7 protein-coding genes are annotated in these 11,630 nt (G+C 47.6%); 6 read left to right on the forward strand and 1 reads right to left on the reverse strand.

From position 1 onward, the window contains the following. The first annotated feature begins 105 nt into the window (after positions 1 to 105). Positions 106 to 1,221 carry an alanine dehydrogenase gene (gene ald / locus IEY34_RS23085; RefSeq protein WP_189015533.1) on the forward strand — a complete coding sequence of 372 codons (1,116 nt, stop codon included), beginning with the start codon at positions 106 to 108 and terminating at the stop codon, positions 1,219 to 1,221. A 455-nt stretch (positions 1,222 to 1,676) separates the two neighbouring features. Here ald and IEY34_RS23090 read toward each other — a convergent pair whose 3' ends face one another. Continuing rightward, the gene (locus IEY34_RS23090; protein ID WP_229757803.1) at positions 1,677 to 2,570 is read right to left on the reverse strand and encodes an AraC family transcriptional regulator; all 894 of its coding nucleotides are present in this window, start codon (positions 2,568 to 2,570) and stop codon (positions 1,677 to 1,679) included. A gap of 142 nt (positions 2,571 to 2,712) precedes the next feature. Between IEY34_RS23090 and IEY34_RS23095 the strand changes: the two genes are divergently transcribed. The 5 genes from IEY34_RS23095 (at position 2,713) to IEY34_RS23115 (ending at position 11,379) form a co-directional block, all read left to right on the forward strand. Then, on the forward strand, positions 2,713 to 4,683 hold the full coding sequence (locus tag IEY34_RS23095; RefSeq protein ID WP_189015535.1) for a glycoside hydrolase family 127 protein: 1,971 nt from the start codon (positions 2,713 to 2,715) through the stop codon (positions 4,681 to 4,683). A 78-nt stretch (positions 4,684 to 4,761) separates the two neighbouring features. Continuing rightward, a complete protein-coding gene (locus tag IEY34_RS23100; protein ID WP_189015537.1) occupies positions 4,762 to 6,195 on the forward strand; it encodes an ABC transporter substrate-binding protein in 1,434 nt (477 codons plus the stop codon). Positions 6,196 to 6,317: 122 nt separating this feature from the next. After that, positions 6,318 to 7,232: a carbohydrate ABC transporter permease gene (locus IEY34_RS23105; protein WP_189015539.1), complete on the forward strand. Its 915-nt coding sequence runs from the start codon at positions 6,318 to 6,320 to the stop codon at positions 7,230 to 7,232. Then, entirely contained in the window at positions 7,232 to 8,062 is an 831-nt protein-coding gene (locus tag IEY34_RS23110) for a carbohydrate ABC transporter permease (RefSeq protein WP_189015541.1), read from the forward strand. Before IEY34_RS23105 ends, IEY34_RS23110 begins: the two co-directional genes overlap by 1 nt. 272 nt (positions 8,063 to 8,334) lie before the next feature. Next, the gene (locus tag IEY34_RS23115) at positions 8,335 to 11,379 is read left to right on the forward strand and encodes a DUF5695 domain-containing protein (protein ID WP_308423045.1); all 3,045 of its coding nucleotides are present in this window, start codon (positions 8,335 to 8,337) and stop codon (positions 11,377 to 11,379) included. Positions 11,380 to 11,630 lie beyond the last annotated feature (251 nt).

Here is an 11,630-nt window from a genome sequence, read left to right on the forward strand (position 1 = left end):
TTGACAATTTGTCTAATGGAACGAAGGGGGATCCGTTTTATACTTGGAAACGACAAGTTAAGACAGATCCTGATCGGTTGGGATCCTAAGAGAGGTAGATGCCTAATGATTATCGGAGTTCCTAGAGAAATCAAAAATAATGAGTTTCGTGTGGGCATGACACCTAGTTCGGTACATTCTTACAAAAAAGCCGGTCATGAAGTGCTCGTAGAAACTTTGGCGGGGCACAGCATCGGATTCACAGATGAGGCATATCTAGAAGCAGGCGCGACTATTGTATCAACAGCAGCTGATGTATGGGCAGCTGAAATGGTGGTCAAAGTCAAAGAACCGCTTCCGCAAGAGTACGGTTACTTTCATGAGGGCTTGATTCTGTATACCTACTTGCATTTAGCGCCGGAGGCCGAGTTGACGCACGCCTTAGCCCACAATCAAGTAACAGCCATCGCATACGAAACGATTCAGCTCGATAACGGCAGTCTTCCGCTGCTGACGCCGATGAGCGAGGTTGCTGGGCGGATGTCCGTGCAGATTGGCGCTCATTTCCTGGAGAAAGCGCATGGAGGCAAAGGCATTCTGCTGAGCGGCGTTCCCGGCGTTGAGCCAGGGAAAGTCGCGATTATCGGCGGCGGCATTGTGGGCGCCAATGCGGCGAAGATGGCGATCGGACTCGGTGCGGATGTCAGCATCGTGGACTTGAACCCAGATCGGCTGCGCCAGTTGGATGATCAGTTCCAAGGCCGCGTGAAAACGATTATGTCGAATCCTTATAACATCGCGGAAGTTGTGCGTCATGCGGATCTGGTCGTTGGAGCTGTGCTGATTCCGGGAGCTCGCGCTCCGCGTCTTGTGACGGAAGAGATGGTGCAGCGGATGAGCCCTGGCAGCGTCATCGTGGACGTCGCCATTGATCAAGGCGGATCCATCGAGACGATTGACCGTATTACGACGCATGATGAGCCGACCTATTTGAAGCATGGCGTGATTCATTATGCGGTGGCGAACATGCCTGGAGCCGTGGCACGGACATCGACGCTGGCGCTCACGAATGTGACAACGCCTTATGGCTTGCAAATTGCCAACAAAGGCTATGTCAAGGCTGCTTTGGAGAACAAAGCTATCGCCAGAGGCATTAACGCAGCAGCGGGGCATATCACTTATCAAGCTGTTGCCGAAGCGCATGGGTACACGTACACGGATATTTATTCGATTTTACAATAGTGAGTAGCGCTGGGCTGCATCAAGGTCAAATTTCCTTGATGCAGCCTTTTTGCTGTTGTGCAAAGATAGAGTCTTTAGCAGCGAAGACACAGAGCGCAGCGTGAAAAGGAACTACGATCCGCTAATTGGCGGGAAGCGGGGTGAAAGCAGCCTGAAAGGGAACTGAGGTACGCAATTTAAGCGAAAGATGCTGATTCTGAGCGGGAAATGGAGAAATAGCGGATCGTAGTTCCCTTTGGAGTGGAATATGGCGGGATTCAGCCATATAGCGGATTCTAGTTCCCTTTGGGTTTTGCTTTGGGGACGTAAGCTCGTTCAGACGCCTAGAAATTGAAAAACGCAGCAGCAGGAGCACATTCAGTGGTCTTATCTCACCCGCTGGCCCGAAGTTTGTGGGAGTATGACCATTATGACCAACTAGCTTGCTTATCTCACCCGCTGCTCACACGAGTTTGCTAAGCATGACCAATAAATTTCCTGCGGAAGTTCATCGGCGAGATGCCTTCCTTATTGGCAAAACAGTAAGAGAAATAGGAGCCGTGCTGGAAGCCGACTTCCTCTGCGATGCGGGCCATCGGCCACTTGGTTTGGAGAAGCAGCTTCTTGGCCTGCTCGATTCGGTATTGAAATAAGTAGTCCATCGGCGTCACGCCATATACTTTGAGCATGCATTTTGCCAAATAGTTAGGGTGGTAATTCAGCTCTTGCTGCAACAGCGTGTTCGTCAACTTCTGCGTATAATTTTGGCGCAGATACAGTTCTACTTTCTCCGCCAAATGAAACGCGGTTACATCCGAAGTCGCCGCGAGATCGCGATCGACCAATTGCATGAACTGTTGAAAGACGCCTTGGCGCTTCCAGTTCCGCAGCGATCGGGGTTCTTCGTCCAACTGGAAAAATTGCTCCAGAATGTCGAGCGCTTTTTGCGACAGCTTCATGAATTTCGGAATAAAAACCGAGCACACCTCCGAATGGTTCAAATAAGCCATTTGCTTATGATTGGCAATTAGCGTTGCTTGATTGTCCAAGCATTCACTCATACTGGCGCATTCATCCCACGCTCCGAACGTTTGGAAATGTATCCAAATAATCTCCGTTTCACTAGTACAGGGCATCGTCCCGTAATGACTCCCATCCGGCCTCAAAATGAAGGCCTCGCCCTTCTGAATGCTCCATTCTGTCGCGCCTTCGCCAACGTGCAAGGTGCCTTTGGTCACGACCATTAAGTCGAAGACCCCTATCTGATTGCGGCTTACATGGGACTCGCCTTCTTGGTATTGATAACGTCCACAGTCAATAAAGTAAGGAACAGGAGGAGAGATAAAGTGTAAAACGGGTGAGTTTATCATTCGAATTGACTCCGATCAGAAGGTTGTAATTTTTAAAAATGTGGTTGGAAATGACTATATAAATACTATGGTACACCATGTAGTATATTTATTAAAGCGCTTACGAAAAAGATCATATCTATAAAACAAAGGGGACCCCTAGATGGCGAAATTATCAATCTCCAGACCACTGCCGCTAAAGGATGTGCGCATCACAGATGATTTCTGGTCTGCTTATATTCGATTGGTTCGGAATGTTGTCGTTCCCTATCAATGGGAAGCGTTAAACGATCAGATCGAAGGGACGGAACCGAGTCATGCGATGAAAAATTTTAAAATTTCCGCAGGCTTGGAGCAAGGAGAATTTTACGGAATGGTGTTTCAAGATAGTGACGTGGCCAAATGGTTGGAAGCGGTAGGCTACTTATTGGAAACCGGTCATGACGCTGAACTGGAGCAATTGGCTGACGAGGTGATCGAGATTATCGCCAAAGCGCAGCATAAAGACGGTTATCTGAATACGTATTTTACATTGAAAGAACCGCAAGGCAGATGGACGAATTTGGCTGAATGTCATGAGCTGTACTGTGCAGGACATCTGATAGAAGCAGCGGTTGCTTATTACAATGCGACGGGAAAAGTTAGAATTTTGGAAGTGGCTTGCAAGCTTGCCGATTGCATTAATGAAGTGTTTGGACCGGGAGACTCGCAAATACATGGCTATGATGGTCACCAGGAAATTGAATTGGCGCTGGTGAAGCTATATCAAACGACACATGATGAGCGCTATCTGCGATTAAGTCTGTATTTCCTCGATGAGCGGGGAAAGGAGCCTCACTTCTTCGAGGAGGAACTTGAACGCCGCAATGGACAGGTGCATTTTCCCCAACTTGATATGGTGTTTGATCGCACCTACAATCAAGCGCATTTGCCGGTCAGATTGCAGATGACAGCAGAAGGTCACGCCGTGCGGGTTGTCTACATGTGTGCAGGAATGGCGGACGTGGCCGCAGAGACCGGAGATATGGAGCTCCTGGCTGCGTGCCGCAGACTTTGGTCTAACATGATCAGCAAAAGGATGTATATCACAGGGGCTATTGGCTCTACTGCGCACGGGGAAGCTTTTACGACAGACTACGATTTGCCCAGTGATACGGCTTATGCGGAAACTTGCGCATCCATCGGGCTAATCTTCTTCGCTCAGCGCATGCTGCAAATCGAAGCCAAAAGCGAGTACGCTGATATTATGGAGCAAGCGCTGTACAACACGGTTATCAGCGGCATGTCGCAGGATGGCAAACGTTTTTTCTATGTGAATCCGTTGGAAGTATGGCCTGAAGCGATAGCGAAGAATCAGCACTTAAACCATGTCAAATTTGTTCGACAAGGATGGTTTGGATGTGCGTGCTGCCCTCCTAATATCGCTAGATTGCTTGCTTCGTTGGGTCAATACATTTATACGGTCCAAGAAAATACAGTCTATGCCAATCTATATATGGGCAGCGATATTACGCTGAATCTTGGCGGTCAACAAGTCGATATTCATCAAGAATCTAACCTTCCATGGCATGGAAATGTGAAATTCACGATCAAGACGGGCGCCAAAACCGAGTTTGCATTGGCGCTTAGGATTCCAAGCTGGTGCGCAGATGCTAAGTTAACAGTGAATGGAGAACCGGTTGCGTTGGAAGCAAACACGCGAGATGGCTATGTCTACGTTGCCAGAGAATGGCAGGGTACAACGCATATCGAATGGGATATGCCGATGCAAGTTAGACGCATGAAGGGGCATCCGCATGTCCGAGATACGATTGGCAAGGTTGCCTTGCAATGCGGACCCTTGGTGTATTGCCTGGAGGAAGCGGATAACGGAACGGGCTTGCATCGCATTGTGCTTGATCCGCATGAAGTGCCGCAAAAGCATTTTGCGAAGGAGCTGCTGGGCGGAATTCAGACGATTTCGGTTCCGGCGAAACGAATCCGCATTGGCCACTGGGAACAGAAGTGGGGCGATCAATTGTACATCGCCGACACGGCGCACGAGTGGGAAAACACGACAGCGAATTTCATTCCCTACTATGCCTGGGCGAATCGCGGGCAAGGTGAAATGACCGTTTGGGTCAAAGAAAATTAAAAAAGGCTTTAACCTGCTTAGGTTTATGGTATATATAGGTAAAAGCAGAAAGATAAACATCCATTTGGAGGGGTTCATGTGAGATCTTGGAGAAAAGGTTGGAAAGTCAGTTCGGTAACCACGTTAGCGTTAGGATTATTGGTAGGTTGCAGTTCCACAAGCACACCGGCGACGACTGGCACTACAGCACCCGGAACGAATGCACCTGCAACTGCGACAGCTACGACCAAAGCACCGGACAGCGGTGAAAAAGTAACAATACGATTCACAGACTGGGCGAATAATGAAGAAGCGAAGTCAACCAGGGTCAGCTTAGACGCATTTGAGAAAGCGCATCCGAATATTAAAGTTGATTATCAGAATGTGGCCCTTGCCGAATTCGGCGCGAAACTGAGTGCGATGGCGGCTTCCAAGACACTGCCGGACATCAGCACAATGCTGGAAGCGCAAGCGCTTAAATATGCTGAGTCAGACATTTTGATGGATTTGTCCCCCTATTATAAGGACGGTTCTGTAACGCCTAAGCTCGAGAGCAATAAATTCGTCACACCGGACGGTAAATTGCTCGGCTATAGCGCAGCTAACGAAATTATTTTGCTGCACTACAACAAAGACATGTTCGATGAAGCGAAGCTGCCTTACCCGCCAGCTGAAACCGAGAAAGCATGGACATGGGATCAGATGCTGGATGTCGCCAAAAAATTAACTAAAGATAAAGGCGGCAAGCATCCAGGCGAGGCCGGATTCGATGCCAAAAACATCGTGCAATACGGCATCAATGTCTCTCATGGGCAAGATTTCTTCTGGACGCCTTTCGCCATCTCCAATGGCGGCGGTGAAGTAAGCCAGGATGGCAAGCAACTGCTGCTGGATAAGCCGGAAACGATAGAAGCGATTCAGAAGATCGCGGATTTATCCAACGTTGAACATGTTTCGCCAACGGCTGCGCAATCTTCCGGATTGCCAGGCGATGTGGGTCAATTGCTGCTTTCCAAGAAAGTCGCCATGGTCACCTCCGGTCAATGGGAACTCGTCAATATTAATCCACAGTTGAAAAATGGGCTCAAAAATGGGATTGGCGTGCTGCCGATTTTCAAAAAACCTGCAACGACAAATACAGGCACACCAATGGTCGTTTATAAGAACACGAAACATCCGAAAGAAACGATCGAACTCTACAAATGGTTGATGGATATTGAGAAAAACTTAGCGAATATCGACAGTGGCGTATGGATGCCAACCGAAATGAGCTGGTACACAGATCCTGAGAAAATTAAAAGATGGACACAATCGCCGGTTCATCCGCCAGAGTACAAAACAGCCGTTATTGATTACGCGTTGAAAGCAACGTACCCAACACCATGGTTTTTCCTTCCAACCTACAGCAGGATCGGTGATGTTTTGAACCCTGGATTAGATCCCGTGTGGTTAGGTACCAAATCCGCCAAAGATGCGATTGCCGAAATGATGCCGAAAATCAAACCTATATTTGAAAGCGGTAAGGCAAATTAAACGAAGCCAGCAATGATTTTGAATATGCAAGCTAACCCGTAATCAGGAGCAAGCTTGGGATCAATCAGCTTGCTTCTGGGAGCTTGCATAGAAAGCTTGTTACACATAGGGGGTACCGGATCATGTCGACAGGTCAGCAGACTAGCTATAGGAGCCTTAAACGGCAGCAAATCATCGTTGGATACTTATGCATCCTGCCAGCCATTCTGGGTTTATTCATCTTTACGCTAGGTCCATTGCTTTACAGTTTATACCTCAGTTTTACGGATTGGACGATTTTGAAGCCCAAGCAATGGGTTGGATTCGCTAATTACCGCAACATCTTCACACAGGATCTTTTTTTCTATGATTCTCTCAAAGCTACGGCCTATTACGCGATTGGCTCAGTGGTTGCTTCTATTTCATTTTGTTTTGTCGTGGCCTTATTTCTCAATCAAAAGATCAGGGGCAGAGCGGCCTTCCGCGCCATATTCTACATTCCGTCCATTATTCCGGTGCTTGCCAGCAGTATTATCTGGCTGTGGCTTTACAATCCTGATTTTGGCATCATTAATCATCTGTTAAGCTTCATTGGCATTGATAAACTGATGTGGGTCAACAGTCCGGATACTTCGGTTCTTTCGATGATTATTATTGCTGTGTGGGGTTCGGGCAATGTCATCGTGATCTTCCTCGCTGGACTGCAGGACGTACCGACGCATTTACTTGAGGCTGTGGAAATCGATGGTGGGGGCTGGTGGCATAAATTACGTTCCGTAACGATTCCGCTCATGTCGCCAATCATTTTCTATAATGTCATTCTAGGCTTTGTGAATTCGATTACGGCTTTTACCCAAGCCTATGCGATGACACAGGGCGGACCAGGCAATTCAACGCTATTCTATGCGTTCTTTATTTATCGGGAAGCTTTCCAACGTCAAAATATGGGCTATGCCTGCGCGCTTGCTTGGGTTCTGTTCATTATCGTGGCATTCTTCACTTACCTGTTATTCCGTTCCTCAGCCGGATGGGTGCACTATGAAGGAGGGAAAAAATAATGACCTACCGAATTCGAGGCCAAATCATCACCTATGCCGTGCTTTTCCTGCTTTCGCTGCTTGTCTTTTTTCCGATGTATTGGATTCTGCGATCCTCGTTGCTTAATTTGCAGGAGATTCTAGCGTTTCCTCCGATCTGGTTTCCGAATGCCTTCCGGATCGACAACTATACGGAAGTTATGGCTCGCGTTGATTTCGGCACCTATTTTATCAATACATTTACCGTTATTATCCCGGTCTTGATTGGCGTAGGTTTAACGGCTAGTTTAACAGCCTTTGGGTTTGCCAGACTGGAATTTCCACTGAAAAACCTGTGGTTCTCCCTCATCATCATGACGATTTTACTTCCGAGCATTGTCACCTTAGTCCCCACTTACATCGGTTGGTCCAAACTTCATCTAACGAACTCTTATTGGCCGTTGATTATTCCTGCTTTTTTCGGCGGCGGAGCATTTAATATCTTCTTATTGCGTCAGTTTCTTATGACGATCCCCAAGGAGCTTGATGAGTCTGCTGTTATTGATGGTGCCGGATATTTCACGATTTATCGTAAAATTATACTGCCTTTGATTAAACCGGCGATTGTTGTTGTGCTGCTGTTCACTTTTGTCGGCGTTTGGAATGATTTCCTTGGACAGCTTGTGTATTTGAATGATTCGAAAAAATATACCGTTTCACTGGGGTTATCGACCTTGCGTGGCGCCAATAATACACCAATGAACTTGCTGATGGCAGGAACGGCTATTATCGTGATGCCAGCCGTTATTGTGTTCTTGTTCGGACAACGATACTTCATTGAGGGTATTGCGACTACAGGAATCAAGGGTTGAGCTTATAAAATAGAGTGACAGACGATGGCTTGGTTCTGTCTATTCTCTATTGGTCTGTTTGTATACGCTTTCATAACATGATGGAATTGCTAATGTGCTGAAAGGAGGTGATGATCGTTCTGTAAGAGATTCAACTGCTTTGACTAATTCGATCAATGGAGGTGTTATTCATGAGTATGCCAAGTTTGCAAGGGAGCAGAAATATGCTTGCCCTGGCCGTTAGTTTTATCTTGACCGCGCTGCTATTCATCTTATTGGCGCCTAGTATGGCTTTGGCCAACACGCTATCCAACAGCACATTCAATGTCCAGACAGGCTCGAACGGTGAAATTACATCGCTCAAGCTTACCGGAGATACGTTCGCAACCGATTATGTGATGAATGCGACCAATGCGCCGAATCAGAATACCGCAGACCACCAATGGCTGGGAGAACTGATGTTTACGTATAAGCTGGGAAGCGGGGCCTGGACCAAAGCCTATACGAGTAAATCATCGGATGGGAGAACGATAACACAAAGCGGCAATACGGTTACCGTCACCTATCAGAACGCTGCCAATGCAGAGGGCATCAAAAATTTCAAAGTCGTTGTGACCTATGCGCTAGTCAACGATTACTTGCAATGGTCCATTAATGTGACAAATACCAGCACACAATCGATTGAATTTGGGGATGTGGGGCTCCCGCTCCCGTTCAACGAATTCTGGACGGCCGGGAATGATCCCATCTATGAAACGAGAGTGGTCACACATTCTTACGTAGGCAATAATAATTCGTATATGACAGCGGCTCGTCCAAGCGGAATCGGTCCTTTCTTGTTGATGGTGCCGGATGCCACCACAGGCGCAGGGTTCGAATATCAGGACCGCTGGCGAATTGAAGAGCATCCAGGCAGCATGTGGGCGATGGATCAAGGCGGCTGGGTAGAAGGCTTGAATGTGTTCTACATTCATTCCAATGTGATCAAGAGCACAAACCGCGGCTATTTGCCGAATACAAGTTTGACTTTGGCTGCAAATCAAAGCAAAAACTATGCTTTTAAGTTTTTCAAAGTAGCCAATGAGAATGCAATGAAGGATAAGCTGTACACGGAAGGTCTCGTTGATGTGACGGTTGTACCTGGCATGATGTTCGCCACGGATATGAAGGCCAAGATCGATCTGCATACATCGAAGGCAATCACATCGGTGACTGCGCAATATCCGTCCGAAACGACGATAGCCTATTTGAATACAACTGCAACGGATCATAAAATTTATGAGCTTAATTTGAGTCATCTCGGACCCAACAATATTACCGTGAATTATGGCAGCGGAGAGAAAACGGTCCTGCAATTCTATGCCATAGAGCCTATAGATCAAGCCTTGCAGAGACACGCCACCTTCATGGTGAACAAAACGCAGTGGAATGCGCCAGGTCAAATCTATGACAAGGTGTTCGACGATTGGATGATGCAGAGCAAGGCCAAACGCGGATCTTTTGCCGGCTATTGGGGCTGGGGCGATGATTGGGGCTATACCCACGGTCAGTTCCTTGCGGAGAAAAATGCGCTGACACCAGTGGCTTCCGAGGTTACGGCGGTGGATCAATATCTGGAAACGGCGATTTGGAATCGACTGATGGTGAACAACCATACCGATTATCTCGTGCATGATTTTCTGATGCCAGAGCCGAATGATACGCCGACGTACCGCGGCTACGCTTATCCGCACATTTATAACACTTATTTCAGCATGTACAAAATTGCGAAGCTGTACCCGAATCTGATTACGTACACCCAACCCAAAAACACTTACTTATTAAGAGCTTATAATATTTTCAAAACGCTGTACGATGGTCCTGTGGCATACAACTGGAATACAGGCCTCATGGGCGAGCTTACGACACCTGATATCATTAAAGCGTTGCAGGATGAAGGCTACACGACGCAGGCCAATGATATGATCGCGAAGATGGCGACGAAGTATAATAATTTCAAAAATACGACCTACCCTTACGGCTCCGAATATTCCTATGACAATACGGGGGAAGAAGCCGTTTATACCTTAGCCAAAATGAACAATAACACAACAATGATGAACAAAATCAACAACAAAACCCGGGCCGCCCGCGGCCAAATGCCGATCTGGTATTATTATGCCGATCCGGTGACCATAACCGGTGAAAACTGGTGGAATTTCCAATACACCGTATCCTTGGCTGGCTATGCGATGGATGACTGGATTCGCAATCATTCCACGACCCCAGAAGTCGAACAGCGATTGTCCTATGCAGCCAAAATAGCCAACATCGGAGCCATTAATTCCGGGCAAATTTCTTCCGATGCCGCGAATATTGGCGCAGTCTCCTGGACGTATCAGGCCGAGAAGGGCAACTACGGCGCGCTCGGCCTGGATGGCGGACCGCTGTTCAATGGCTGGAGAGGCATGAGCGGTGAAGCAGATCTTGGCTTGTTCGGAGCCCTCAAAATTCTAAGCGCAGATATCTCAGTTGATCCGATCTTCGGCTTATTCGGATACGGGGCTGACGTAACCCAAAGCGGCACCAACTACGTTATCACGCCCAAAGATGGTTTATTCAAACGATTAAACCTAATCACTGAGAAGCTTTCCATGGAGCTTGAAAAGGATCAATACACCGCAGCGACTGTCGCTATCGCCAAAAACAATGTCAATTTCACCTTGAAAAACCAGACGCCCGCTTCCGCACATACGACGAAGGTTACTTTCGGCGGCTTGGCGGCAGGCACCTATAACATTCTAATCAATAATGCCATTGTAGGTACGGCAACCGCTATAAATGGTGGGAAAACCAGCATTAATCTCAGCATTGGCACGGCTGCTACGTATGATATCAAGCTGCAGCCAGGCACATCGACGGGCCCAGTTGATCTTGCGCCACAAGCAGCCGTTACGACTTCTTTCGTTTCTACGTGGGAAAGTTTAGCAGGGCTGAATGATGGCTACTCGCCGACTAGCTCTAATGATAGAGGGCACTCTGTCTATGGCAACTGGGATAATCCGGGGACGACGCAGTGGCTGCAAGTTGATTTTGGTACAGCCAAAACACTATCCAAGACGGAAGTCTATTGGTTTGACGATGACCAAGGCATCGATCTTCCGGCCTCTTATACGTTGCAATATTGGAGCGGGACTGCGTGGGTCAATGTAGGAAGTCCAGCCGGATTAGGCCTACTGCCTAACCAATATAATACGACCACGTTCACACCGGTCTCGACGACCAAAATCAGGCTGAATATCACCGCGAAAACAACGACTTCCACAGGAGTGGAGTCGTGGCGGGTGTATGGCACTTAAATAAGCACAAATAAAAACACCTCCAGACCCCTACTTTTACAGTAGTAGGGGTCTGGAGGTGTTTTCTATGCGTTGTGGCCCCCCCACCATGATGAGGAGGGCGATGAGATGCGAATAAGCTAGCTGAACGTGCTTATTTGATCGAAACGCTGCTCTTTTGCAGTCATATGCCGAATTTGTCATGTTGGTGGAGTTGGAAAGAAGGTTTGGGAGAAGGGGAGAGTAAATATAAGGGAAAGTAGCTGAAATAT

This window comes from Paenibacillus marchantiophytorum (genome assembly GCF_014640555.1).
In the GTDB taxonomy this organism is placed as follows: domain Bacteria; phylum Bacillota; class Bacilli; order Paenibacillales; family NBRC-103111; genus Paenibacillus_E; species Paenibacillus_E marchantiophytorum.

Bases quoted from the DNA above. Each gene is read 5' to 3' on its own strand.
- ald (WP_189015533.1), top strand. From the start codon at position 106: ATGATTATCGGAGTTCCTAGAGAAATCAAAAATAATGAGTTTCGTGTG.
- IEY34_RS23110 (WP_189015541.1), top strand. From the start codon at position 7,232: ATGACCTACCGAATTCGAGGCCAAATCATCACCTATGCCGTGCTTTTC.
- IEY34_RS23090 (WP_229757803.1), bottom strand. From the start codon at position 2,570: ATGATAAACTCACCCGTTTTACACTTTATCTCTCCTCCTGTTCCTTAC.
- IEY34_RS23095 (WP_189015535.1), top strand. From the start codon at position 2,713: ATGGCGAAATTATCAATCTCCAGACCACTGCCGCTAAAGGATGTGCGC.
- IEY34_RS23105 (WP_189015539.1), top strand. From the start codon at position 6,318: ATGTCGACAGGTCAGCAGACTAGCTATAGGAGCCTTAAACGGCAGCAA.